We start from the raw sequence: 25,800 nt of genomic DNA on the forward strand, positions 1-25,800 counted from the left end.
AAACCGGATGGGAAATATAAAAAAAGATACTTCTATTGTTTTTATCGGTGCAGGCAACCTGGCTGTCAACCTGGCTAAGGCATTGTATGGGGCAGGCTTTTGTATCGATCAGGTGTATAGCCGTACGCAACAATCGGCCCAAACATTGGCCGACGCCGTGAATGCTACCTGGACAACTGATTTGGGCGCGGTAAATAAAAACAAGAGCCTCTACATTGTTGCACTGAAAGATGATGCGTTTCTCGAACTGCTCCCCGAAATTGTGAAGGGAAAGGAGGATGCTCTTTTTGTTCATACCGCAGGCAGCTTGTCGATGGAGGTGTGGAAAGGGTATGCAACCCGCTATGGGGTGTTTTATCCGTTGCAAACATTTAGCAAGCAGCGTGAGGTGCATTTTAAAGAAATACCTTTTTTTATAGAGGCACTTTCCGAACAGGACGGCGATTTGTTAAAGGAAATAGCCTCTACGCTCTCGGAAAAGGTGTATGACGCAAATTCCGAACAGCGTAAGAGTTTGCATCTGGCAGCCGTATTTGCTTGCAACTTCACCAATCATCTGTACGCACTGGCCAATGAATTGCTGAAGAAGTACAATCTTCCTTTTGAGGTTATTCTTCCGCTGATCGATGAAACAGCCCGGAAAGTTCATCTGTTATCGCCCAAACAGGCGCAAACGGGTCCTGCCGTACGCTATGACGAAACTGTTATAAATAATCATCTGGCCATGCTCGAAGATGAACCTTCTATGCAGGATATTTATAGGATGTTGAGCCAGAGTATTTATCAAATTAAGAATTAGGAATTAGGAATTAAGAATTGGTTGGGTGGTGATTGAATTTGAACCGCAGAGTTACGCAGATTAACGCAGAGTTTTAATTAATACAATGCTGCATAGAACTAAAACTTAATCCTCTGCGTTAATCTGCGTAACTCTGCGGTTCAATATAACTCTATATGATATAGAACTAATTACGAATATCTACTCACATAATTTTCATTCTAAATTGAAATAAACTATGTCAACAATCAACTACGATTTAACTCAAATTAAAGCTCTTGCCTTCGATGTGGACGGAGTGTTAAGCAGTGATGTTATGATGCTGCATCCGAATGGAGAACCGATGCGCTCGGTGAACGTAAAGGATGGCTATGCAATGCAACTGGCAGTAAAGCAGGGCTTGCATATAGCTATTATTACCGGAGGGAAGACGGAATCTGTACGTAAGCGTTTTGCTTCGTTGGGTGTTAAAGATATCTATATGGGGTCTTCTGTGAAGATTCATGATTATCGTGATTTTCGCGACAAATACAATCTAAAGGATGAAGAGATTCTGTATATGGGCGATGATGTTCCCGATATGGAGGTATTGCGCGAATGTGGTTTGCCTTGTTGTCCGAAAGATGCAATTCCCGAAGTGAAGTCTATTTCCCGTTACATTTCTCACTGCACCGGAGGAAACGGTTGCGGACGCGATGTGTTGGAGCAGGTAATGAAAGCTCAGGGGTTGTGGATGGCAGGTGATGCTTTTGGCTGGTAGTAATAAGAAACTTTTCTAAGAATAAACAAAATGTGGAAAAACAACTATAAACTAATACTTGCCTCTAACTCTCCGCGTAGGCAAGAATTATTAAAAGGGTTGGGGGTTGACTTCGAGGTGAAGGTGCTTCCCGACTTGGACGAATCATTTCCCGAAGAGCTGGTTGGCGAAGAGATTCCTCTCTATATAGCCCATTCCAAAGCGGAGGCCTATAAATCTTCCATCCTTGCAGATGAGCTGGTGATTACGGCAGATACCATTGTCTGGCTGCATGGAGAGGTGTTGGGAAAGCCTGTTGATGAAGAAGATGCCCGCCGGATGCTTCGTAAGCTTTCCGGCAATGTGCATCAGGTAATTACGGGTGTTTGTCTCACCACCTCCGCCTGGCAGAAAGGGTTTGCAGCAGTAACCGAAGTGACTTTCGCTACACTCACGGATGAAGAGATTGATTTTTATGTCGGCAACTATCACCCAATGGATAAAGCCGGCTCTTATGGTATACAGGAGTGGATCGGGTTTATCGGGGTCGAAAAGATAACGGGTAGTTATTTTAATGTGATGGGATTGCCGGTGCAGAGGTTGTATAGGGAGTTGGGGGAGATATAGTATATTAAAAACATAGATAAAACAAAATGTAATTTCTGGTTTTATCGTGTATAAAAGGTGGTAGTTAAGTGTGGCTATCACTTTTTTAGTATCGTATTGAAAGATGAAATATAATTTTGAATTATAAAATAACTATGCTATATTTGTATTGAAATAAACATAGATCATGAGAATATTTACAGAGCAAGCGTTAAAAGAGTACTCAGAAAATCATCCAGATGCTAAAGTGGCTCTTCAAGAGTGGGCTTTAAAAGTTAAACTAAGTGAGTGGACTTGCTTTGCAGATGTTAAGAATACATTTAATAGTGTTGATAGCATTGGTGATCAGAGGTATGTGTTTAATCTTAAAGGTAATAATTATAGACTGGTCGTCGTTATAAAGTTCACTATAAAGTTTGTTTATATTCGCTTTATTGGTACCCATTCGGAATATGATAAAATTGATTGTTCAACAATATAAAGTAATCGAACTATGACAAAAATTGAAAATGAAGCTCAATATAATTGGGCTATTAAAAGAGTTGAAGAGTTGATTCCATTGGTGAATGATGATACTCCTTTGGATAATCCTAATAGCATTGAATTGGAACTTCTTTCTAATTTAGTAGCAGATTATTCTGAAGCGCATTTTTCATTGGGAGAACCATCACTTGTTGACATACTTAAACTACGTATGTATGAGATGGGAATAACCCAGAAAAAGCTCTCAGAATTGCTTAATGTTAGCCCATCCAGAGTAAGCGACTATCTTACAGGTCGGAGTGAACCTACATTGAAAGTTGCCAGGGAGATGAGTAAAAAATTGAATATTGATGCAAATATAGTTTTGGGAGTATGAGTAGTGCAGAAGAATAAAATTCAAAACAGTTTTTTAGTTGTAGAAATTATTTTTCAATAAATTATCAAACTGTTTTTCTATTTCATCGCAGTTTTTGTGAGAAGATGAATACATAACTATTGCATAAGTTTCACTGTTAGAAGAGTTAAAAGAACCTTCCTTTTTGGCTATACTTCCATTGTTAAACTCGTTATACCATTTATCAAACAATCTTTTTCTGTATAATTGCCTACCATCTATACTGTCATATATCACCACAAGTGCAGACTGATTGTTCTCAAAGAACTTAGATAAAATAACTAAAATTGTATTTCTTACTTTATTTTCGATATCTTTACTTTTCTTGTTTCCCGGATATCTATCAATTATAAAAGAATAAATTGGAAATTTTACATCCATTGCTCCGGAATAATCAAGAAAAGTTATAATATAATCTACTCCATCGTCAGTTTTGAATACGTATGCATTCTCTGAATAAGAAAAATAGAAATCAAAATGGCTTACCGAATTTAATAGTTTCACTCTTGAATCCTTTTAATGTTCCATTCTTTTTTATGTACTCGCGAATAGCCTTTTTATCATCCACCATTTGTTGGATAACATTCTTTTTTTCTTTTGTAATGCTATTGGCTTTCATTATATACCCCTTTCAATTAAATGTATTTGCTGATATGTTTTGGTAATACAAAGATAATCATCAACCACGAAAATATTTAAAATTCCTTTTAGTTTAACGAATAAAGACTTTTATTTATACGTTTTCTAAATAATATATGGATATATAATAAAAGTCTCTTCATTCCATTAAAAATTCACCGCCCTTGGTTTTTTCTGTATTACATTATACAGCTTACGCACCTGATTTAAGTTGATCACAAAATCGGAATACTCCGGAGAATTATTCAGAGAGTGGCAGGTGATATCGCCATTTTCCATGTTCTGATGGATGATTTGCTTAATCATCACAGAGTTTTCGTACACAATTACCCAAAAAGGATATTTGTTAAGCCTTAAGCCATCTTTCCAATATATACTGTCGAGTTCGCGTGCCAGCACTTTGTCGCCGGGTTCAAATCCGAAACGGGTTTGGTCGTCCATGCTGTCGCCTTTGATTTCGAATGCCAGATAGTTGCCGCGGGCAAGTTGGTTCACTTCGAAGTTTTCGGTGTACCAATCATCCAAATTTTTTTCCAGTTTGTCGGATTCATTTGCAAATCTTCCGTAAGCGTAGTAAGGTACTAACGGTACGTTCATTCGGTATGATCCATTCCCTAAATCGTAGAATTTGATTCCGTGGGAGTTTACAGAAATAAGTTCGCCTTCCTCTGCTGAGTTAGTGATAGCGTCAATTGTTTGAGTGCCATTAAGCTTCGGTGCCTGAACAGTAGGTGTAGGAAGGTTGATAGGAACGATTTCTCCCGGTTTTGCATGAATATCTCCAGTTCCGGTCAGTATCCAATCGAGGTTGTACTGCGGAAAGCGTTTCGCAATTTTTTGAATGGTAGACCAGGAGGGTTTTCTTTTTTCGTTGATAATTCTTGTTATGGTAACATTGTTCCCTATCCCAATGGCCATGCTGAAGGAGTTCCTGTTCAGGTTTAGCTCATTTATAATATATTGAATTCTTTCCCACGGTTGCATAGTAAGTGTTGTTATTAAGTTTAGAAACGAAAATGCTAATGCTTAAAGCACAAAGTTAATAGTTATTGTTTTGTTTTGCAAATTATTGGGGAACGAAATGTGTTAAGGTTAGTGCTCTTTTGGTGTATGTCGAATCTTTTATCTGTCTGTTTATTAGCGACTTTTGTTTTGCTGCATGAATAGTTATTTGTCTCTCCTTTATATGTTAAAAGATGTATTTCGTGGATTCTCTTTCGAATCTTTTGCTTTTCAGGTAAATCTATTTGATTGACTGTTTTCATTATATATGCTTCTTTTGACGATTTTTTATTGCTAAGTGTTTTATAGCTAATAAATTGAGTTTCCATTGAAATTCTCGCTGTTTACTTCGAATTGCTGTTCGTTTCTTTATTAATATTCCAATTATAAAGTGATTTATTGTGTGGCAATCGAAATATATTCGTTAAATAGTGATAATGAGCGAATCTTTTTTAGCTTGATATAGTTTGCGATAAAATTTAAGTTAGTATGTTTGCACTGTCGAAACGATGAAGAATTGTCGAGTAATCTTTCTTAAGATATTTGAAAATGAATCATCGAAATCGCCAAGATAATAAATGCAAAATAGATAACTATTAAAAAAGAAACAAATGAAAACTACTCAACCTCTACAGAAAGTAATGAACCTGGCTTGGCAGTTTGTGCGTAATGATCATTATACAATGAGCGAAGCCTTGAAATGTGCCTGGCTAAATAGCAAGTTGCAAGCAGAAATGGAAAAACGTGTAGTGTGTTTCTTCTTTCAACGGGTGGATGGAAAGCAACGAATGGCATTCGGCACGCTGGAAGAAACCTTGCTACCACCCCTGAAAGGAACAAATAAAAAGCCTAATGAGGGTTTGCAAGTGTACTTTGATATCGAATTTGGCGAGTTTCGCTCTTTTAGAAAAGCTAACCTTGTGAGAGTAGCCTAATGACGCTCATAAACAATCCTATCGCCAACACCCGCAGAAGCATTGACTTTGTCGTTCGAAAACTCATTTCCCGGTTGGAATTCGAAGACGTCACCGTGGAAGAAGACCTGAACGAATGCTGTACCGTTTTTGTGGATATTGCCATTTGCAACTATGACTCTTATCCCGAAATGGAAATTACAGCCGTGGAAGTAATAAAAGACGGAAAGAATCACGAATGCTCCCTTCCAAATATCGCCGATTATATAGGTGGTCGGTTGGATGCTGCTGCGAAGAGGATGAATGCGGAGGAATTGAATTAAAACCACAGATTAACACGGATTTTCACAGATTAAACTATTCCACTACAAGACCAAAAAGGACAGATTTTTTAATTAATAATCTGTGAGAATCTGTGTTAATCTGTGGTGAACTCACTCAAAACAAAACAAAATATGAATGGATACAAATTAACCAAAAGACTAAAGGAAGTAAGAGAGAAAACACCCTTATCGGCAATCGACCAGGTTTTATTTCATGAACTGGCCTCTATCTGTAATGAAAAGATGTGGGAAGAAACATTTAATGTACGGACATCAAAGTTGGCAGATGCATTGAATATATCAAAGAAAACAATTCAAAAATCGAGAAAAGAACTCGCTAAGGCCGGACTAATTGCTTATACCACCGCTGCCAATAATCAGTTGGGATGTTCGTACTCATTAATGGAAAAAGTAATAAATGATGAGCCAACCAGGGTAACAGTTACTCCAGTTACCTCATCGTTGATACCTGTAACCAGGGAAGCTACTTCCTCGGTTGACCCCCTAACTGAGGAAGTTATTACCCCGGTTCCCCCATTTTCACCTATTATATATAATAAAACAATATATATAAAACATAAAGATACTGCGCCTAAGCGCAAATCTACTTCTTTAGAAAATAAAAAGAGTAAACAGATAGATAAAAGGGATCTTTCGACTTTAGATTATCCCCATACCTCGGAAGAGTTTATGGCAATATGGGAGGAGCTTGCCGGCACTGCCAAATGGAAAACCAAGAAGAATGGATCTTTGCAGCGCTCACTTAACAAGCTGGCAAAATACGAAGAAGCCTTCGCCATCGAACAAATGGAAAGAGCTATCGAGTGCAACTGGATGGGAGTAGTATTCCCCAATACCGATAAATATTACGAAGAATGGAAAAAAGCCAAAAACGATGAATATAAAAGAAATAATCAACCAGAGAAAAAGTCGGCCGGAATCATCTCTTTCGAGTTCTGACAAAACATACCAACTGCATGGCAAACCCATAGACCTGAATACATTCGACGCAGAGAGATTTTGGAAGTTTGAATTCGTAAAATCAATGAAGAAAGTATGTCCTTCTTTTGTGATAGATGATCAGAATAAAGCACTATTAAATACCCTTTATAAATATGCCTGGCGAATGGAAACGGGTACTCTGAACCCTACCAAGGGGCTGTTGTTGTGGGGAGGGTTGGGGGTAGGGAAGTCGACTTTGCTAAAAGGACTCCAAGACTACGAAATGAAGATGAACCGATATGTTTATCATTCTGAATGCCCCATCTTAGGGTTTCATCTGACGTCTGCCACCGAGATTGCTCTGCGCTATGCCGAAAAAGGAGTCGATGCCATTGTAGCCTATACAAGCAAAAGAAATCTGGCTATTGATGAGGTGGGGCGCGAACCTTTGGCTGCCAAACATTATGGAACTCAGGCAAATGCCATTCAGCTCATACTGCAACTTCGGTATGAAAAAAGATTCGAAGGGAACAGTCATCTGACAACTAATCTGGACCCCGATAAGGAATTCGATGTTTATGGCAATTTCGTGGTCGACAGAATTAAAGATATGTTCAATGTGATTAGAATAAACGGAGAAAGTAGGAGGTAGGTGTTAATTAAGAATTAAAAATTAAGAATTAAGAATTGAAATTGGGGGGATAAGATTATGATTACGAGCAAACATTTTAAAGAATTAGAATTTAAACGGTGTATTCCAACTTGTAGCTTACAGGATATGAATCAGCATTTTATGAACAAGTTAGATACGCTTCGCGATGTAGCCGGGATGCCGATTATCATTAACAGTGCATACCGCAGTGAGGGTTGGGAGAAATCTAAAAACAGGAACGGCAAAGGAGATCATTCTCAGGGGAGAGGAGTAGATATTCGTTGCCATACCTCGACCGATAGATACCGAATTTTGCAAGCGGCTATTCAAGTAGGGTTCACACGCATCGGAATAGCCAAAACATTTATCCATGTAGGAGAAGGGGAAAATTTACCCCGAGAGGTTATTTGGATGTATTGATAGTTGAATAAACCGTTCTTGGCTTTTTGCCGCGGGCATAAGAGTAAACTCTTGCGGGCGATCCAATAATTTGGCACGGGCGATTCAACAATTTGCCACGGGCATTTGAATATCTTGTTGCGCCCGTATAAGATGCACATACTTGCGAATGCGGCAATTTGCGGACGTAAGCGGACGTAAGCGGACGGCAGCGGACTTTGGCGGAATGAGCCGAAAATGACTTCTCTATCTTTGTTTCGGATTAGGAAAATAGAGAGCCTGATCGATTAAAGTATTTATTTAAAAACAATTTAGTTATGTCATTATTTTACAAAGCTTATCAAAGTACATTGAAGTCGCAAGATGGAATTCGCAAATTCTTTCCGCGAGTAATTAAAACAGGAGGAACGGTAGAAACTGCCGAGCTTGCCGAAGAAGTAGCCGAACGATCGTCTCTCACCCCGGGCGATACACAAAATGCTATCAACAACCTGATTCCTGTGATGCGTCGGCATCTATTGAACGGTTGCGCTGTGAAGCTGAACGGGTTGGGAACGTTCATCGTAGTTTCCAAATCAAACGGCAAGGGAGTGGACACGGAGGAAGAGGTGAGTGCCTCGCAGATCACCGGTTTGCGTATTCGTTTTACGCCTTCTTACACCCGTAATAGTATTGAAGGTACTACCCGTGCCATGTTTGGTGGGGTAGAGTTTCGCAAGTGGGGAGACAAGAATGCAAAAGCGGAAACAACCAATCCCGGTGGTTCGAACCCCGGTGGTGGTAACAACCCGGGTGGCGGTGATGAATTTATCGATCCGTCGGCTTAAAAAGTAGGCTTTTGGGGAAGCTCAAACCTATGAATTATAAACTTAAAAACGCAAAATTGAAATGAGTAAAGTATATACAAAAGGAGAATTGGCTTCCCTGTACCTGCCAAACGTGTCGATAGATACAGCCCGTAAAAAGTTGCGGGTTTGGATAAAAAACTGTAGGGATTTAGAGCAAAAATTAACAGAGATAGGGTATAGCCCATGCGCCAAATTATTGACACCTGCACAGGTGGAACTGATAATGGAGTATTTGGGGGAGCCTTAAAAACAAAAAAAACAATACGATTATGAAAATGAATAGTAAAACATGGGATGTGATTCTGAAAGCAATTATTGCAGTGGCAAGTGCGGTGCTTGGGGCGCTGGGGGTGCAGGCGATGAATTTGTAAGGAGGAGAGGAGTGTGAGGGAGTTTTCACCACAGATTAACGCAGATTTCACAGACTAAAATTCAAAAAAGCAATAAATAATCTGTGTTAATCTGCGAAATCTGTGGTGAACTCTTTACACAAACAAATTCACATTCGCCCCCTCAGCCCGTTCCATATAAGTAGCTACACCTCCAATTGTTACTCCATCCAGAAGTTCCTCTTTTTTCACTCCCATGACATCCATCGACATTTGGCAAGCAATAAATTCCACACCCTGCTCGATGGCTTGATTTCGCAACGATTCCAACGAATCGATTCCTTTTACTTTCATTATATGCCGCATCATTCGGCTGCCCATGCCTCCCATATTCATTTTAGATAGTTTGAGCTTGCGGGAGCTGGATGGAAGCATCATGCCAAACATTTTACCGAAGATATCTTTGGAAACATGAGGCTTTTTCTCCTTTTTGATAGTATTCAACCCCCAGAAAGTAAAGAAGATGGTTACCTTTTCGCCGGTAGCGGCAGCGCCGTTGGCCAGTACGAAGGTAGCCAGTGCTTTGTCGAGATCGTCGCTGAACATGATGAAGGTTTTGCCCTTGCCGCCGGTGTTGGGAGAGGAGGGAAGTGTGCAGGAAGGAATCCCCTTTTCGATGACTACTGTATACTTCCCTTTTTCTTCATTGTTAGATATCAGCCTATTGCCGGTGGTATTGCACCAGGCTTGTGCATCACGGGCAAATCCGGCGTCGGTGGCAATGATTTCCAGGCGTTCGCCCGGGCTCATGGTGTCGATAGATTGTTTCATACGTAGCACGGGGCCCGGACATTGCAAGCCGCAGGCATCTACGCGGATGGTTTTTATTTCAGTAGACATGGTTGCTTGAGGGGTATTGTTTTTATTGTTTTCTGAGGTTGATGTTGGGGTATTTGTAATGGGGGCAATGGCGGCCGAATAGGTTTTATAGCCTCCCAATAGGTTTTTGATGTTACTAAAACCTTTGGCAACTAATATCTTAGTGGCCTGATAACCACGCAGCCCAACAGCACAGTAGATGAAAACAGGCTTGTTGGTAGGCACCTCGTTTACTCTACTTCGCAATTCCTCTACAGGGATGTTTATAGCTCCGGAAATATGACCCATCGAAAACTCATCCCTTGTGCGTACATCCAATAGTACGCTTTCGTTTGCATCTGCTTGCTGCACTTCGCGCCAGGTGATAGAGGGCATTTCTCTGTTAATGATATTGGAAGCCACATATCCGGCAATTGCAATAGGATCTTTTGCAGAAGAGAAAGGGGGAGCATACGTATGTTCCACGCGCGTGAGGTCGTAGATGGTACCACCGTTTTTTATGAGTAACGCAATTTGGTCGATGCGCTTGTCTACACCATCATAGCCAACGGCCTGGGCGCCATAAAGTTTTCCGCCGACAGGATCGAACGTAAGCTTTATACTTAAAGGCAAGGCATCCGGATAGTAACCCGCGTGAGAACCGGAATGTGTCCAGGAACTTTGATAGGAAATTTCCATCTGCTTCAGGCGCTTGGCTGCAAGTCCGGTAGAGGCTACGGTTAGATCGAAAACCTTGGCGATACTTGTTCCGATGGCACCTTCATAGTGGGTTTTATTGCCGTACACCATGTTGTCGGCTACAATTCTTCCTTGTCGGTTGGCGGGGTTAGCGAGGTAGTTTAGCCAAGGCTTTCCGGTGAGTGGATGCGGAAATTCAATGGCATCACCCACGGCATAAATATCTTCTTCGGAGGTTTGCAGGTGTTCGTTTACCCAAATGCCTCCTGTTTCTCCTATTTTAAGATTTGCTTTTCGGGCGAGGGTTGTCTCCGGCCTTACACCAATAGAAAGGATAACGATATCGGCAGGAATCATTTCTCCGCTTTTAAAGTGCACCCGGATTTGGTTATCGTCTGAAGTAAATCTCTCCACGCTTTGTTCCAGATAGAGCGAAATTCCTTTCTGTAAAAGGTGTTGATGTACTTGCGATGCCATCGAAAAGTCGATCGGCGCCATTACCTGATTGCCCATTTCTACAATGGAGACGTGCGCTCCCGCATGATGCAGATTCTCCGCCATTTCCAATCCAATGAATCCGGCTCCTACTACCACTGCCTTTTCTATTTTCCGATCGGTAATGTACTTCTTTATCCGGTCGGTGTCATTAACATCCCGAAGAGTGAAAATGCCATTGAGGTTAAGCCCTTCGAGGGGTGGTCTTACGGGTGTTGCTCCCGGAGAAAGTAATAGCTTATCGTAACTCTCGGAATATTCGCTTCCATCTGCTTTTCGTATCTTCACGGTTTTGGCAGATGGATCAATATCTATCACCTCATTTTCAACCCTCACATCTATATTGAATTGATTACCAAACGATTCGGGAGTTTGTAGGAAAAGTTTTTCCCTTTCGTCGATTACTCCACCTATATAATAAGGTAATCCGCAATTGGCGTAAGATATGTATTTTCCTTTCTCCAGTAAGATGATTTGTGCTTCTTCATCTGCCCGACGGATTCTTGCTGCTGCAGTAGCTCCGCCCGCTACACCTCCGATGATAATATGTTTCATGATATTATATTATTAAGTTTGATGCAAAGATAGAGTAAATATTCGAAAGGAAGAAATTTCCAATGGAAAATTGTTCTTTTGTTGAATTGTTCCTTGTTGGGGCGGTTCTTTTTGCTATCAATTGCCGTCAGTTTTAACTGACGGATAGAAAAATATAAAGCCAGATCAGGGGATATCTTAGTTTGTTTCTTGTCCGTCAGTTAAAACTGACGGCAATTGATAGAGAAGAGGTGAGGTTTTATTTCGTAAAAAAGTGAAAACTTGTAGACGAAAGATCAGTTTTCTATTATTTTGTACTATTTTTGCACATGTTTTTGATCATGAAATTAGATGGACATTATATATTGTATGCCTTTATAGGCATTTGGCTATTCATTTCCCCGATGGCGTTTAATACTGTCTGGGCAAAAGATTTTATAGTAGTTATTGATGCCGGGCATGGAGGAAAAGATCCGGGAGCAGTCGGAAAGATATCTAAAGAAAAAGATATTAATCTGAAAGTAGCCTTGAAGTTAGGTGATCGGATTAAAAAGAATTGCCAGGATGTTAAAGTGGTATATACCAGAGATAAAGATGTGTTTATTCCTTTAGATCGCAGGGCCCAAATAGCCAATGAAGCGAAAGCAGATTTGTTTATCTCCATTCATACAAACTCGGTGGCTTCTCCTAAAACGGTGAAAGGTACTTCGACGTGGACGCTGGGACTTGCCCGCTCTGATGCGAACTTGGCGGTGGCCAAGCGAGAAAACTCGGTAATTATGTACGAAGGTGATTATCAAACCCGATATGCAGGCTTTAATCCGGACTCATCGGAATCTTACATCATATTTGAATTTATACAAGATCAGTACATGTCTCAAAGCGTTAGGCTGGCTTCTCTTGTGCAGCAGCACTTTAAGGGAACTTGCAAACGCGGAGATCGGGGAGTGCATCAAGCCGGCTTCCTGGTGCTGAAGAACACGGCAATGCCGGGTATATTAGTGGAACTTGGCTTTATTTCAACCCCCGAAGAAGAAAGATATCTGAATACAGAAGCAGGTGCTAATAATTTGGCAAATGGTATTTATTGTGCTTTCCTTAACTATAAAGAAGAACAACAAGCACAATCTGCTTCTATTATATCTGTTTTCGATGAAGTAAAAGAACAACCGAAAGAGCAACCCAAAGAACTACCTAAAGAGCAGCTCAAAGAACCTTTAAAGCCATCGACCCCGGTGGTTGCTACAAACGAAATTATTTTTAAAGTGCAAATACTCACAGCTTCTTCCGTGCTGAATAAGAACGATAAACGTTTTAAAGGTTTGAAAGACGTTGACTACTATAAAGATGGCAAAATCTATAAATATACCTACGGAGCTTCTGCCGATTATAACGAAGTTCTTAAAACGCGCCGTCGGTTGGCCGGTAACTTTAAAGGTGCCTTTGTTGTGGCATTTAAAAATGGCAAAAGAATAGATACGAACAAAGCTATTGAAGAATTTAAAAAGAAGAGAAATAAATAACAAAAGAATATATGAACTTACAGAAATACTTTACTAAAGAAGTCAGAATCGGAATAGCCGGAATTGTGGCTTTATGTCTTTTAGTATACGGAATTAATTATTTAAAGGGAATCCGGATGTTTCATCCTACCAGCTATTTTTATGTGAAGTACACAAATATAAATGGGCTGACGAAATCGAGTCCTGTTTTTGCCGATGGCTATAAAGTAGGAATTGTGAGCGATATTATATATGATTATAATAGCCCGGGAAATGTGATTGTAGAAGTAGATCTTGATCAGGATATGCGCATCCCGAAAGGTAGTTCGGCCGAATTGGAGACGGAAATGTTGGGAGGAGTAAGAATGAATATTCTGCTGGCCAACAATCCTCGCGAAAGACATGAAATAGGAGATACCATACCCGGAATATCAACAAGTGGACTAATGGGAACGGTTACAAACCTGATGCCTAAAGTAGAGATGCTGTTGCCAAAGATGGACTCTATCTTGGTGTCGTTGAATAAAATATTGGCAGATGAGAATATTCCTGCCACTCTTCAATCTCTTCGTAATATGACGGCAAATTTAGAAGTAACTTCTACACATATCAATACGTTGGTAGGCAGAGATATTCCTCAACTTACCAGCAAATTAAATACGATAGGAGATAACTTTGTGGTGATAAGCGATAACCTGAAAGATTTTGATTATTCGGCCACCCTTCATAAAGTAGACTCTACGATTAGTAATGTAAAAATGCTTACAGAGAGATTGAACAGCAGAGAGGGCTCAATTGGGATGTTGCTCAATGATACTCAACTATACAATAATCTGAATAGCACTACAGCTAATGCTGCAAGTTTATTGGAAGACCTCCAGAAGAACCCAAAACGCTATGTTCATTTTTCCCTTTTCGGGCGAAAAAATAAATAGAAAAAAAACTCTTATATAGATTTTATCTAAATTAGCGTGGGGATAAAAGAAGAATTTAAAAAACCCATTTAGAGATAACTAAAGGAACGAAAAGGCAACTTTTGGTTCCTTTTTTCTTTGTTGTAAAGAATGGTTGTTGTATGGGTTAATTTGCAGTATATCAGTTATTTGTGTCTTGCAAGTGGAAGAAAAATGTGTTTGTTGTGAACAATTCCATAACTCGCTGAAATTAAATGCTTTATTTTAAATGTAATAAATACAAGAAAAAAGCAATTTGTTTTTTTGAAATAAGATTCTCAATTTTGCATTCGTAGAAGTTTCACTCATTTATTAATTGTGTATTTACTGTTGCTATGATAGAATCTGATCATATCAGGTTGTGGAATTCATGTCTTAAAGTGATTAAAGACAACATTCCGGATACCACATACAATACTTGGTTTGTCCCTATTGTTCCCATGAAATATGAGAACAAAACTTTAACATTGCAAGTTCCAAGTCAATTTTTTTATGAATTTATAGAAGAGAAGTTTGTCGACTTGCTCCGCACCACCTTATATAGAGTGATTGGAGAAGGAACCAAACTAATGTATAACGTGATGGTAGATCAAAGTTCTCAAACTACTGTGAACCTTGAGGCTACCAATCGTATTGTTTCTTCGAATCCTAAACCAACCGCACAAGCGGGTAATAAAGCACCTAATATATTAAAAGCGCCTGCCGTGCAGGACTTGGATTCTCAACTGAATCCGGAATATAATTTCGATAACTTTATTGCAGGTTCCAGTAACGTGCTTTCGCGTAGTGTGGCAGAGGCCGTAGCAAAGAGTCCGGCAAAAACTGCCTTCAACCCCTTGTTTGTTCACGGAGTGTCGGGGGTAGGTAAAACGCACCTCTCTAACGCTGTGGGTAATAAGATTAAAGAGCAGTATCCTCACATGAGGGTTTTGTATGTATCTGCCCATTTGTTTCAGGTGCAATATACCGACTCTGTGCGTAACAATACCACCAATGATTTTATCAATTTCTATCAAACAATTGATGTGTTGATTATTGATGATATTCAGGAATTTGCAGGTGTTACAAGAACTCAGAATACATTCTTCCATATATTTAATCACCTACACCAGAACGGAAAACAGTTGATTTTGACTTCCGACCGCGCACCTGTACTTTTGCAGGGAATGGAGGAAAGACTTTTAACCCGTTTTAAATGGGGAATGGTGGCCGAATTAGAGAAACCTTCGGTTGAGCTAAGGAAAGATATTCTCCGCAATAAAATTCACCGTGACGGGCTTCAATTCCCGCCGGAAGTAATCGACTATATTGCAGAGAATGTAAACGAGAGTGTGCGCGACCTGGAAGGGGTGGTTATTTCTATCATGGCACATTCTACCATTTATAATAAAGATATCGACTTGGAGTTGGCTCAACGCATTATCCGTAAAATCGTTCGTTGCGAAACAAAAGCCATCACAGTAGATAATATTGTGGATACAGTTTGCCGCCATTTCGAAGTGGAGCCTTCTGTAATTCATACCAAATCAAGAAAAAGAGAAGTGGTACAAGTACGTCAGATTGCTATGTATCTGGCGAAGAAACATACAGATTCATCTTCTTCTAAAATCGGACAACTAATTGGAGGGAAAGATCATGCCACTGTTCTGCATGCTTATAAAATAGTAAAAGAGCAGTGCGAAGTTGATAAGAATTTCCGTGCCGATGTGGAAAGCCTGGAAACACAGTTGAAGAGGAGGGGGTGAATTGAGAATTAGGAATTAAGAATTAGGAATTTGAGAGATTTCCTTATGTAGCTTTTTTAATTTTCTTAATTCCTAATTCCTAATTCTCAATTCCTAATTACTCACTCAAACCCTTGTTCACGAATCACCTTAAACAAGTTTTCGGTAATTGCTTCATTATCTTTTTTGCTGTAACGAATATCCGTAAACACCTGAGCCAATGTTTCTTTTTGATTTTCTTCTATGAATTTCTTATTGATAGCTAATGACTCTTTGAAGCTGTATAGCCTGTCGATATCTGCCGGACTATAATCTTTATACGTTTCTTCGTGAATGATGCCTTCGATTGGTAAGCGATCTACAAGTTCGGGGCATTCGTCGGGATAGCCTACGGTAATAGTGGCAATAGGGAAAACTAATTTCGGCAGTTGAAGCGTTTTAATAATCATCTGAGGATTATAAGTGGTGGTGCCCAGGTAGCAAATGCCTAACCCTTTATCTTCGGCAGCGGTGCAAAAGGTTTGGGCAACGATTAAAGCATCCATGGCGGCATTCATAAAAGACTGGAAATTGTTGTAACCGGGAACGGCTTTTCGCTCTTCGCACCATTTGCAAAAACGATTGAAATCTGCACAAAAAGTGAGTACAACGGGTGCAGTTTGTATGGGTTTCTGGTTGTAATGAGCAGGAGATAATTGAGCTAACATTTCTTTATCTCGCGTTACTACAACGCTATAAAGTTGCATGTTTCCGGTAGTGGAAGCTCTGAATGCTGTTTCGAGTAAATCATTTAACAATTCGGAGGAAATAGTTTCCTGTTTGTACTTCCTGATTGTTCTTCTGTTTTTCATTGATTCCATAATAAAAATGTTTTTTGCAAAGATAGTTTAAGATCTGCATATAATGCATTTGAAGCCTTTTTATTCTTGTTAAATTTTCCTTTTTGGATAACTTCAAATGCATTTATCTATAATTAACTTTTCTTTTTGGAGAACTTTTTGTAGTCTCAGTTGTTGTTATTTTATTGATAATTAGCAATTTGTATGTTGGAAATGGAAAACTTAGTTGTCTGTTCATAAATACTTCTGTATTTGTTTTGATATAATAAAAAACATTCATAGTTTTGTGTCGCATATTCAATGAAAGGGGTAACTTCTACAAATTTGCTCTTAAAGATAAAAAACCATCAAAGAAATATTAAAAGTGGAAAAGCAGATTTATTCTTATGACGAAGCTTTTGAAGAATCTTTACGATACTTCCAAGGCGACGAGCTTGCTGCGAGGGTTTGGGTAAACAAATACGCAGTAAAAGACTCTTTCGGAAATATTTATGAAAAATCTCCGGCAGATATGCATTGGAGAATTGCTAACGAAGTTGCACGTGTAGAAGCAAAGTACCCTAACCCGTTGAGTGCTAAGGAACTTTTTGAATTGCTCGATCATTTTAAGTACATCATTCCCCAAGGAAGCCCGATGACGGGAATTGGGAACGACTATCAGGTAGCCTCTTTATCTAACTGTTTTGTTATTGGGGTAGATGGTGCGGCCGACTCTTACGGAGCCATTATTAAAGTAGACGAAGAACAAGTACAATTAATGAAGAGACGCGGAGGCGTAGGGCACGACCTTTCTCACATTCGCCCCAAAGGATCTCCCGTTAAAAACTCGGCGTTAACCTCTACAGGTATTGTGCCGTTTATGGAAAGATACTCCAATTCAACCCGCGAGGTAGCACAAGACGGTCGCAGAGGCGCACTTATGTTGAGCGTATCTATTAAACACCCCGATTCGGAATCATTTATTGACGCTAAGATGACGGAGGGCAAAGTAACCGGTGCCAACGTATCCGTGAAACTGGATGACGAATTTATGGCAGCAGCAATCGAAGGTCGCCCTTACCAACAAAAATACCCGGTTGACTCAACACAGCCAACGGTAACAAAAGAAATCGATGCTTCGAACTTGTGGAAAAAAATAGTTCACAATGCCTGGAAATCGGCCGAGCCCGGTGTTTTATTCTGGGACACAATCATCAAAGAATCTGTTCCCGATTGCTACGCCGATTTAGGATATCGTACCGTTTCTACCAATCCTTGCGGAGAAATACCGTTGTGTCCTTACGATTCTTGTCGTTTGTTGGCTATCAACCTTTATTCTTATGTGGTAAATCCGTTTACTAAAGATGCTTACTTTGATTTCGATTTATTTAAGAAGCATGTAGCATTGGCACAACGCATCATGGATGATATCATCGACCTGGAATTGGAGAAAATCGAGCAAATCCTTGAAAAAGTAGACGAAGATCCCGAAGAGTCTGAAGTGAAACGCACAGAACATGTATTGTGGGAAAAAATATATAAGAAGAGCGGACAAGGTAGACGCACCGGAGTAGGTATTACTGCGGAGGGCGATATGCTTGCAGCACTGAACCTGAGATACGGAACCGAAGAGGCTACCGAATTCTCCGAAAAAGTACACCGTGAAGTTGCACTTTGCGCATATCGTTCATCGGTTGAGATGGCTAAAGAACGCGGCGCCTTCGAAGTGTACAATGCGGAAAGAGAAAAAAACAATCCGTTTATTAATCGTCTTCGCGAAGCTGATGCCGAACTATACGAGGAGATGAAGAAATACGGACGTCGTAATATCGCTTGTTTAACCATCGCCCCTACGGGCACTACCAGTTTGATGACTCAAACTACTTCGGGCATTGAGCCTGTGTTCTTGCCTGTGTACAAGCGTCGTAGAAAAGTAAATCCGAACGATGCGCAAGTGCGTGTGGATTTTGTAGACGAAACAGGAGATGCTTTCGAAGAATATATCGTATTCCACCATAAATTTGTAACTTGGATGGAAGCCAATGGTTACGATCCTTCCAAACGATATACGCAGGAAGAAATCGACGAATTGGTAGAAAAATCACCTTATTATAAAGCTACGTCCAACGATGTAGACTGGTTGATGAAGGTGAAAATGCAAGGTAGAATCCAGAAATGGGTAGACCACTCCATCAGTGTAACCATCAATCTGCCAAACGATGTAGACGAAGAACTCGTAAACCGTTTGTACGTAGAGGCTTGGAAATCGGGTTGTAAAGGTTGTACTGTGTATCGCGACGGATCTCGTTCGGGGGTTCTTGTTTCGACAAAAGATGATAAAGGCGGAGAACTGCCTCCATGCAAACCGCCTACAGTAGTGGAAGTGCGTCCGCAAAGTCTGGAAGCCGATGTGGTAAGATTCCAAAACAACAAAGAAAAGTGGGTAGCTTTCGTTGGCTTGCTCGATGGCAGACCTTACGAAATCTTTACCGGGCTTCAGGATGACGACGAAGGTATTTTGCTTCCCAAAACCGTGGTTAGCGGAAAGATCATTAAAAGTGTAGATGAAAACGGAGCCAAAAGATACGACTTCCAATTCCAGAACAAGCGCGGTTACAAAACCACCATCGAAGGACTTTCTGAAAAGTTCAACAAAGAATACTGGAACTATGCAAAATTGATTTCCGGCGTACTTCGTTGGAGAATGCCAATCGAACAGGTTATTAAATTGGTAAGTTCGCTTCAGTTAGACAGCGAAAACATTAATACCTGGAAGAATGGGGTGGAACGTGCCTTGAAAAAATATATTCAGGATGGCACCGAAGCCAAAGGAAAGAAGTGTCCGAACTGTGGCAATGAATCCTTGGTGTATCAGGAAGGATGTTTGATTTGTAAAACTTGTGGATCATCCCGCTGCGGATAATCGAATATAGAAAACATATTTTTAAGAGTAGAGCCGTTAAGTCCACAAACTTGACGGCTCTACTTTTAAGAGTACACGCGTCAAGTTCAAAGAGTAGACGTGTCAAGTGTAAATTCAAAAAATATTCATCACAGAAGAAAGATAGGGGGAAAGTTTGTTATTGATAATTTAATTCCGAAGAATAATAGCTACATTTGTATGGTTGTAAATTAATTATTCAACAGTATGGGAAAGATTAAAATAAAATATTTCGGTCCTATCAGAGAAGGTTATTTAGAAGATGATGGTTTTATGGACATCTCTAAAGTGACGTTTTTTATAGGAAATCAGGGAAGTGGTAAAAGTACTGTTGCTAAACTTATATCCACTTTTTCATGGATCGAAAAGGTAATATTCCGAGGTGATTATGAAGAAGAATGGTTCACACGGGAAGGAATATTAAGAGAAAACTATTGTACTTATCATCGAATTGAAAACTATTTTCGTCCTGATACATATATTGAGTACCAAGGAGATGCATATACTATAAAATATGAAAATAATGGAGTAAGTATCTCTAAAACCGACAATAATGAATATGAACTGCCGCAGGTAATGTATATTCCGGCTGAACGAAATTTTCTGGCTTATGTTGAGGACCCGCGAAAATACAAAGATATATCAGAGTCGTTGGTAGAATTTTTGGGTGAATATATAAAAGCATATCGAAAATCGGAAAAGGCTGTATCTCTTCCTATCAACGGAGTGACTATTGAATATGAAAAGTCGAATGATCTGGTTTACATCAAAGGTCGTGATTATCGTATTAAGCTTTCTGAAGCATCAAGCGGTTTTCAATCAGTAGTTCCACTTTATTTGGCATCAAAATACCTTTCAGATTCAATCAAAGATTTTAAAAAGAATGTTTCAATGAGTAGTGAGGAGGAAGAACGCTTTGCTAAACTAACAGCGGATGTTCTTGCTGATTCTTCGCTCACTGATAAGCAAAGGCGAATTGTGCTCTCTCAGTTAGGTAAAAGATTTAATAAAACGGCTTTTATTAATATTGTAGAGGAGCCGGAGCAAAATCTGTTTCCTACATCACAGTGGGAGATGTTGCAAAGTTTGTTGTCGTTTAGTAACGAAGAGAAAGGGAATAAACTAATTGTTACTACGCATAGTCCTTATCTGATAAATTATTTAACGCTGGCTGTGAAGGCTGCAATTCTGAATAAGAAAATTGAGAGTGATAAATTGAGAGAGGAACTCGGGCAGATTATTGCATTGAATTCTGTTGTTGCCCCGGAAAACTTATCTGTTTTCGAACTGAATGAAGAAAACGGAACAATCAGAAAGTTGGAAACTTATAAGGGGCTGCCTTCCGATGAGCATCAACTGAATGAGAAATTAGAAGAGAGTAACGATTTATTTGCTGCTTTACTGGAAATTCAACAGAAATTATGAGTACAGTTTTTTTTCCAATTGATAAGAAGGCTGTTTCTGATAAAAAACGTTTTGGTCTTTGCGATAATCCGCCACCACCACATAATCCGGCCTATTTAGATGAAAAGAATGGTGAATTGTGGATTGCGGTTGTTGAAAATGATTCGTTGGAATCAATTACATTTTATCCTTTGGATAATTGTATTGTATTAAAACGTGCTGATGAAAAGAAAGCTAAATGTTGCGACGCAGTTCTGGTGCATGATTCTACGGTTATCTTTGTGGAGTTAAAGCAGAGAACAGAGCGTGGAAAGACTTGGATTGTAGAGGGCGAAGAACAGTTGAGAAGTACCATAACTCACTTTAACGAGAGTAGTGAAGCAGAGAATTACGAAATAAGAAAAGCATATATAGCTAATAGTGAACGGCCAGTTTCTAAAAAGTCATGGTTGCTACGTATGGAGCGTTTCTTTGATGAAACAGGATATATCTTGAGAATAGGAAACAGGATAAAGATTAACGAAGCAGCTTTATAGGTGTCGTAAACTAATTTTGAACATATACTTATATCTGATATGATACTATCATTCCATATAGAATATAAAACAAACTGGGGAGAAGAAATTAAAGTAATAGGTTCTATTCCCGAATTAGGCAATGGCGATATTCAAGAAGCTGTTACTTTGCACACAGAAGATGGTGTGTATTGGTGGATTGAATTGGAAGCTCAACACCCTGCCAACCACCTGATTCAATATAATTACTATCTATATAGAGGAAACGAAATTATTCGTATGGAATGGAAAGCCCTTCCTCGTTTCATTCATCTATCGAGCGATATAAACAAAGAGTATAAAATGCACGATCATTGGCGCAACTTGCCCGATCAGCAATACTTTTATAGTTCGGCGTTTTCAGAGTCTCTGTTGGCTCGTACTAATCGGGAGAAAACGACAGAGAGTTACCGGAAGGGGCTTGGTATCCGAACCATGTCTCCTCGTATCAGTAAAGATTATTGCCTGGCTATTTGTGGTAATCAGGATGTATTGGGCAATTGGAACCCGGATAAAGCCTGCTTAATGAGCGACGCAAACTTCCCGGAATGGGAGGTAGAGCTGGATGCGCACTCATTAAAATTCCCTATCGAATACAAATATGTTCTTTATAATAAAAAAGAGAATAGAGTAGAAGAATGGGAAAGTGGCTCGAACCGACAGATATCCGACCTTGAAATACGGGAATATGAAACGCATATTATTTCGGATCAATATGTAAACTTCGATTTTCCTACATGGAAAGGGGCTGGTGTGGCTATTCCTGTTTTTTCGTTACGATCGGAGAATAGTTATGGAGTAGGAGATTTTGCAGATTTAAAGAAGATGATTGACTGGGCGGTTGTTACCAATCAAAAGGTTGTACAAATTTTGCCTGTTAATGATACTACCATGACTCACACATGGACGGATTCTTACCCTTATAATAGCATTTCTATTTATGCTTTCCACCCCATGTACCTGAATCCGGATAAGATGGGTGTTTTAAAAGATCCTGAAAGAGCAGCCGGCTATGAGCAAAGGCGAATAGAATTGAACGCATTGCCCGTTATAGATTATGAAGCAGTGAATGCACTGAAGTGGGAGTATTTTTATGAACTTTTTGCGCAGGAAGGAAATGAAGTGCTTGCTTCCGATTCTTTCAGACTATTCTATATGGCCAATAAAGAATGGCTTCAACCATACGCGGCATTTAGCTATTTGCGCGATCGGTATAATACGCCCAACTTTCATAAATGGCCCGAGTATTCCAACTACAATGCTCATGAAATAGAAATGCTTTGTCAACCGGGCAGTGCTTATTATGCTCAGATATCAATTTATTATTATATTCAGTTTAACTTGCATATACAGTTGAAAGAGGCTTCCGAATATGCACGTGCCAACGGAGTGGTGCTGAAAGGAGATATACCAATCGGCATCAGTCGCAACAGCGTAGAGGCTTGGACGGAACCTTATTACTTTAACCTGAACGGGCAAGCAGGTGCTCCCCCCGACGACTTTTCTGTAAACGGACAGAATTGGGGGTTCCCTACCTATAATTGGGATGTTATGGAGAAAGACGGCTATAAATGGTGGATGAAGCGTTTCCGCAAAATGTCGGAGTACTTTGATGCTTATCGTATCGACCATATTTTAGGCTTCTTCCGTATTTGGGAGATACCGCTGAATGCCGTCCACGGATTGTTGGGGCAGTTTGTTCCTGCACTTCCGATGACTCGCGAAGAGATTGAAAGTTATGGTTTGCCATTTCGCAACGACTTCCTGGAACCTTATATTCATGAATCTTCCTTGCAACAAATATTCGGGCAGCATGCCGATTACGTAAAGCAAACCTTTATTGAATGTACTGATAAGTGGGAGGTGTACCGTATGCGACCGGAGTATGATACCCAACGCAAAGTAGAGGCTTTCTTTGCCGGTAAAACAGACAGTGACAGTATTTGGATTCGCGACGGACTGTATTCGCTGATTAGTGAAGTGCTGTTTGTGCCCGATCATCGGGAACCTTTCAAATATCATCCTCGCATCAGCGTACAAAAAGATTTTGTTTACCAATCACTGTCCGACTCGGAAAAAGGGGCTTTTGATTATTTGTATGATCAGTATTTCTACCACAGGAATAACGAGTTCTGGCGCGGGCAAGCCATGAAAAAGCTACCCGGGTTAACGCAATCTACCCAAATGCTTGTTTGCGGAGAAGATTTAGGGATGATTCCCGAAAGCGTGCCTCAGGTGATGAACGATTTGCAAATTCTGACTTTGGAAGTGCAAAGAATGCCAAAGAAAGCTTTTCAGGAGTTCGGTAGCTTATCCGAATATCCTTACACCTCTGTTTGTACCATTTCTACACACGATATGTCTACCCTGCGAGGATGGTGGGAAGAGAATTACCAACAAACGCAGCGCTATTTTAATGAGGTGCTGGGGCATCATGGCATAGCTCCTGTTACTGCCGATTCTGCAATATGCGAAGAAGTAGTCAGCGCTCATTTGCGTAGCCATTCAATGTTGTGTATTCTGATGTTTCAGGATTGGATGTCTATTGATGAACAGTGGAGAAATCCGAATGTACAAGAAGAACGGATAAATGTGCCGGCTAACCCCGAAAATTACTGGCAATACAGAATGCACATTACGCTGGAACGGTTAATAGAGTTGGATAACTTCAATGAGAAGGTCAGAGAGTTGATAAATCAATCCGGAAGAAACCCCGAAAAGTAGTCTGGAAGTAGGAAAATGTTTTCATATTTGTTGTGCCTGGTATTGTTGCGGCCGTGGCAAAGTTCTGTTGCGGCCGTGGCAGAATCTTGTTGCGGCCGCGGCAAAATCTTGTTACGGCCGTTGCGAAATCTTGTTGCGGCCGTGGCAAAATCTTGCTAAAGCAATCAAAAATATGCCGCAGGGGGAAGTTTATTCAACGAAGATTGAATAAAATCGGTTAGTTGATGTTATATTTGCGCAGGTATTTTGAATACGTAACGGTTTCATCTTTGTGAAGATTATGCCTCAATTTGTGGCGCAGAAAGATTTAATTCCACCCCCTCGCAAACCGAAAGAAAAAGAAGAAAAAGACAAAATAACTATAAATAACAATTGAAATTATGAATATAAAAGATTCCTATATCCTATTGAATAATCTCTCGTTTCATGCGTATCATGGAGTTTCTCCGCAAGAAACGAAAGTAGGCAATGTTTTCATTCTCGATCTTAAGCTTAAAGTAGATTTACGAAAAGCCATGAGAACGGATTTGGTATCGGATACAGTGAGTTATGCCGATGTTTTTCAATCCGTTTCGGAAGAGATGGCAATCCCTTCTTTATTATTGGAAAATGTGTGCGGACGTATTGCACAGCGTATCTTTATTGATTTTCCTGCTGTAGAAGAAGTTAAGATAAAACTGTGCAAACGGAATCCACCTATGGGAGCCGATATAGAATCGGCAGGGGTTAAGGTGCGTTGTATCAGATGATTCTTAGCTGAATGCCCGGTAAAGCGCTTCCCAATTCTTAGCCAACTCTTCCATAGAGCTAAACAGTACATCGGCACCTGCATCAAGCAGAATATGGTCTTCCAAAGGTCCGGTATTTACTGCTATGGTAAATACTCCTGCTGCAACGGCTGCTTCCACACCCAGAGGGGCGTTTTCTACTACAATGGCTTCGCTGGCTTGGAAATTACCTTTTTTTAGTGCCATCAGGTAAGGTTCCGGATGAGGCTTTCCGTGTTTTACATCGAATGCCGTAACCATTAATTCTTTTTTGAATGTATGCGGGAAGTTTTGTTCCAAACGACTTAGCAAGGAGGTTTGTCCCGATCCGGTTACAATCATGGGAGTGAGATTTTCCTTCTTTACTTTAGCAAGTACCTCTGCTGCGCCTTCCATAGCTTTGGCTTCGGGATAGCTATTAAAGATTTTACTTTTAACGGCATATATACCTTCAACCTCTTCGGCAGAAACCGATTTCCCGAATTGACGCTGACTAACGAGATTAATAGTGCCGGCTCCTGTGCGTCCTTCATGAAGATAGGCTTCCGCTTCGCTGAAATCGAAACCATAATCAGTCATTACCTGATGCCAAGCTTTGGCATGGTAGGGCATGGAGTTAAACAATACGCCGTCCATATCGAACAGTACGGCTTTTAAGTCAATTTTATTATAGGAATGTTTTTGAAGATATCGTTGTATAGCTTGCTGATACATTATTTCATAATTTTTTTGGATGTGCAAAGTTAGTTATTATTGCTTATATTGCTGAGTATCTTCCT

The 25,800-nt window shown here is 40.0% G+C and carries 27 protein-coding genes; 21 read left to right on the top strand and 6 right to left on the bottom strand.

Translation table 11 applies throughout. The annotated features are described in order from the left end of the window. Positions 1 to 7: 7 nt before the first annotated feature. From D0T60_RS07125 to D0T60_RS07145, 5 genes are all read left to right on the top strand, one after another. On the top strand, positions 8 to 799 hold the full coding sequence (locus tag D0T60_RS07125) for a Rossmann-like and DUF2520 domain-containing protein (protein WP_163217469.1): 792 nt from the start codon (positions 8 to 10) through the stop codon (positions 797 to 799). Positions 800 to 1,016: 217 nt separating this feature from the next. Then, the gene (locus D0T60_RS07130) at positions 1,017 to 1,538 is read left to right on the top strand and encodes an HAD family hydrolase (protein ID WP_163217470.1); all 522 of its coding nucleotides are present in this window, start codon (positions 1,017 to 1,019) and stop codon (positions 1,536 to 1,538) included. Positions 1,539 to 1,568: 30 nt separating this feature from the next. Then, positions 1,569 to 2,144 (top strand): Maf-like protein, encoded by a 576-nt coding sequence (locus D0T60_RS07135; RefSeq protein WP_163217471.1) that lies wholly within the window; start codon positions 1,569 to 1,571, stop codon positions 2,142 to 2,144. Positions 2,145 to 2,310: 166 nt separating this feature from the next. After that, a complete protein-coding gene (locus tag D0T60_RS07140) occupies positions 2,311 to 2,604 on the top strand; it encodes a type II toxin-antitoxin system HigB family toxin (RefSeq protein WP_163217472.1) in 294 nt (97 codons plus the stop codon). Positions 2,605 to 2,616: 12 nt separating this feature from the next. Beyond that, complete coding sequence (locus D0T60_RS07145; protein ID WP_163217473.1) at positions 2,617 to 2,982, top strand: type II toxin-antitoxin system HigA family antitoxin; 366 nt, start codon at positions 2,617 to 2,619, stop codon at positions 2,980 to 2,982. Positions 2,983 to 3,015: 33 nt separating this feature from the next. Here D0T60_RS07145 and D0T60_RS07150 read toward each other — a convergent pair whose 3' ends face one another. The 3 genes from D0T60_RS07150 to D0T60_RS07155 all read right to left on the bottom strand — a co-directional run bounded on the left by D0T60_RS07150 (position 3,016) and on the right by D0T60_RS07155 (position 4,623). Continuing rightward, complete coding sequence (locus D0T60_RS07150) at positions 3,016 to 3,504, bottom strand: DUF6169 family protein (RefSeq protein WP_163217474.1); 489 nt, start codon at positions 3,502 to 3,504, stop codon at positions 3,016 to 3,018. Next, the gene (locus tag D0T60_RS18640; protein WP_203558302.1) at positions 3,473 to 3,619 is read right to left on the bottom strand and encodes a hypothetical protein; all 147 of its coding nucleotides are present in this window, start codon (positions 3,617 to 3,619) and stop codon (positions 3,473 to 3,475) included. The genes D0T60_RS07150 and D0T60_RS18640 overlap by 32 nt, the downstream gene beginning before the upstream one ends. A gap of 167 nt (positions 3,620 to 3,786) precedes the next feature. After that, on the bottom strand, positions 3,787 to 4,623 hold the full coding sequence (locus D0T60_RS07155) for a hypothetical protein (RefSeq protein ID WP_163217475.1): 837 nt from the start codon (positions 4,621 to 4,623) through the stop codon (positions 3,787 to 3,789). Positions 4,624 to 5,252: 629 nt separating this feature from the next. On the opposite strand from D0T60_RS07155, the gene D0T60_RS07160 reads away from it, so the two are divergent. From D0T60_RS07160 to D0T60_RS07195, 8 genes are all read left to right on the top strand, one after another. Next, complete coding sequence (locus tag D0T60_RS07160; protein ID WP_163217476.1) at positions 5,253 to 5,576, top strand: SH3 beta-barrel fold-containing protein; 324 nt, start codon at positions 5,253 to 5,255, stop codon at positions 5,574 to 5,576. Beyond that, complete coding sequence (locus D0T60_RS07165; protein WP_163217477.1) at positions 5,576 to 5,878, top strand: hypothetical protein; 303 nt, start codon at positions 5,576 to 5,578, stop codon at positions 5,876 to 5,878. The genes D0T60_RS07160 and D0T60_RS07165 overlap by 1 nt, the downstream gene beginning before the upstream one ends. 132 nt (positions 5,879 to 6,010) lie before the next feature. Continuing rightward, positions 6,011 to 6,838, top strand: a complete 828-nt coding sequence (locus D0T60_RS07170; protein WP_163217478.1) for a helix-turn-helix domain-containing protein — start codon at positions 6,011 to 6,013, stop codon at positions 6,836 to 6,838. Continuing rightward, the gene (locus D0T60_RS07175; RefSeq protein ID WP_163217479.1) at positions 6,774 to 7,472 is read left to right on the top strand and encodes a hypothetical protein; all 699 of its coding nucleotides are present in this window, start codon (positions 6,774 to 6,776) and stop codon (positions 7,470 to 7,472) included. The genes D0T60_RS07170 and D0T60_RS07175 overlap by 65 nt, the downstream gene beginning before the upstream one ends. A 126-nt stretch (positions 7,473 to 7,598) precedes the next feature. After that, entirely contained in the window at positions 7,599 to 7,892 is a 294-nt protein-coding gene (locus D0T60_RS07180; RefSeq protein WP_370524400.1) for a D-Ala-D-Ala carboxypeptidase family metallohydrolase, read from the top strand. 296 nt (positions 7,893 to 8,188) lie between these two features. Continuing rightward, on the top strand, positions 8,189 to 8,698 hold the full coding sequence (locus tag D0T60_RS07185) for an HU family DNA-binding protein (RefSeq protein WP_163217481.1): 510 nt from the start codon (positions 8,189 to 8,191) through the stop codon (positions 8,696 to 8,698). Between the two features lie 61 nt (positions 8,699 to 8,759). Beyond that, the gene (locus D0T60_RS07190; protein WP_163217482.1) at positions 8,760 to 8,966 is read left to right on the top strand and encodes a DUF4248 domain-containing protein; all 207 of its coding nucleotides are present in this window, start codon (positions 8,760 to 8,762) and stop codon (positions 8,964 to 8,966) included. A 28-nt stretch (positions 8,967 to 8,994) separates the two neighbouring features. Next, entirely contained in the window at positions 8,995 to 9,090 is a 96-nt protein-coding gene (locus tag D0T60_RS07195; RefSeq protein WP_370524401.1) for a smalltalk protein, read from the top strand. Positions 9,091 to 9,204: 114 nt separating this feature from the next. On the opposite strand, the gene D0T60_RS07200 is transcribed toward D0T60_RS07195, so the two are convergent. Further along, positions 9,205 to 11,655: an FAD-dependent oxidoreductase gene (locus tag D0T60_RS07200; protein WP_163217484.1), complete on the bottom strand. Its 2,451-nt coding sequence runs from the start codon at positions 11,653 to 11,655 to the stop codon at positions 9,205 to 9,207. Between the two features lie 320 nt (positions 11,656 to 11,975). Between D0T60_RS07200 and D0T60_RS07205 the strand changes: the two genes are divergently transcribed. The 3 genes from D0T60_RS07205 to dnaA all read left to right on the top strand — a co-directional run bounded on the left by D0T60_RS07205 (position 11,976) and on the right by dnaA (position 15,834). After that, positions 11,976 to 13,157: an N-acetylmuramoyl-L-alanine amidase gene (locus D0T60_RS07205; protein WP_163217485.1), complete on the top strand. Its 1,182-nt coding sequence runs from the start codon at positions 11,976 to 11,978 to the stop codon at positions 13,155 to 13,157. 11 nt (positions 13,158 to 13,168) lie between these two features. Beyond that, entirely contained in the window at positions 13,169 to 14,071 is a 903-nt protein-coding gene (locus tag D0T60_RS07210; RefSeq protein WP_163217486.1) for an MlaD family protein, read from the top strand. A 353-nt stretch (positions 14,072 to 14,424) separates the two neighbouring features. After that, positions 14,425 to 15,834 (top strand): chromosomal replication initiator protein DnaA, encoded by a 1,410-nt coding sequence (gene dnaA / locus D0T60_RS07215; RefSeq protein ID WP_163217487.1) that lies wholly within the window; start codon positions 14,425 to 14,427, stop codon positions 15,832 to 15,834. Positions 15,835 to 15,935: 101 nt separating this feature from the next. On the opposite strand, the gene D0T60_RS07220 is transcribed toward dnaA, so the two are convergent. Then, entirely contained in the window at positions 15,936 to 16,673 is a 738-nt protein-coding gene (locus D0T60_RS07220) for an NADPH-dependent oxidoreductase (RefSeq protein ID WP_163217488.1), read from the bottom strand. A 343-nt stretch (positions 16,674 to 17,016) separates the two neighbouring features. Here D0T60_RS07220 and D0T60_RS07225 point away from each other — a divergent pair, with 343 nt between their 5' ends. The 5 genes from D0T60_RS07225 (at position 17,017) to folB (ending at position 25,003) form a co-directional block, all read left to right on the top strand. After that, entirely contained in the window at positions 17,017 to 19,554 is a 2,538-nt protein-coding gene (locus tag D0T60_RS07225; protein ID WP_163217489.1) for an adenosylcobalamin-dependent ribonucleoside-diphosphate reductase, read from the top strand. Positions 19,555 to 19,779: 225 nt separating this feature from the next. Continuing rightward, positions 19,780 to 20,997 (top strand): AAA family ATPase, encoded by a 1,218-nt coding sequence (locus D0T60_RS07230; protein ID WP_163217490.1) that lies wholly within the window; start codon positions 19,780 to 19,782, stop codon positions 20,995 to 20,997. Beyond that, positions 20,994 to 21,512 (top strand): hypothetical protein, encoded by a 519-nt coding sequence (locus D0T60_RS07235; protein WP_163217491.1) that lies wholly within the window; start codon positions 20,994 to 20,996, stop codon positions 21,510 to 21,512. Before D0T60_RS07230 ends, D0T60_RS07235 begins: the two co-directional genes overlap by 4 nt. Before the next feature lie 39 nt (positions 21,513 to 21,551). Further along, positions 21,552 to 24,254, top strand: a complete 2,703-nt coding sequence (locus tag D0T60_RS07240; protein ID WP_163217492.1) for a 4-alpha-glucanotransferase — start codon at positions 21,552 to 21,554, stop codon at positions 24,252 to 24,254. 380 nt (positions 24,255 to 24,634) lie between these two features. Next, positions 24,635 to 25,003, top strand: a complete 369-nt coding sequence (gene folB, locus D0T60_RS07245; RefSeq protein ID WP_163217493.1) for a dihydroneopterin aldolase — start codon at positions 24,635 to 24,637, stop codon at positions 25,001 to 25,003. A 3-nt stretch (positions 25,004 to 25,006) separates the two neighbouring features. Here folB and D0T60_RS07250 read toward each other — a convergent pair whose 3' ends face one another. Continuing rightward, complete coding sequence (locus tag D0T60_RS07250; RefSeq protein ID WP_163217494.1) at positions 25,007 to 25,735, bottom strand: HAD-IA family hydrolase; 729 nt, start codon at positions 25,733 to 25,735, stop codon at positions 25,007 to 25,009. Positions 25,736 to 25,800 lie beyond the last annotated feature (65 nt).

Origin of the sequence: Bacteroides sp. 224, assembly GCF_010500995.1 — a bacterium.
GTDB lineage: Bacteria > Bacteroidota > Bacteroidia > Bacteroidales > Bacteroidaceae > Bacteroides.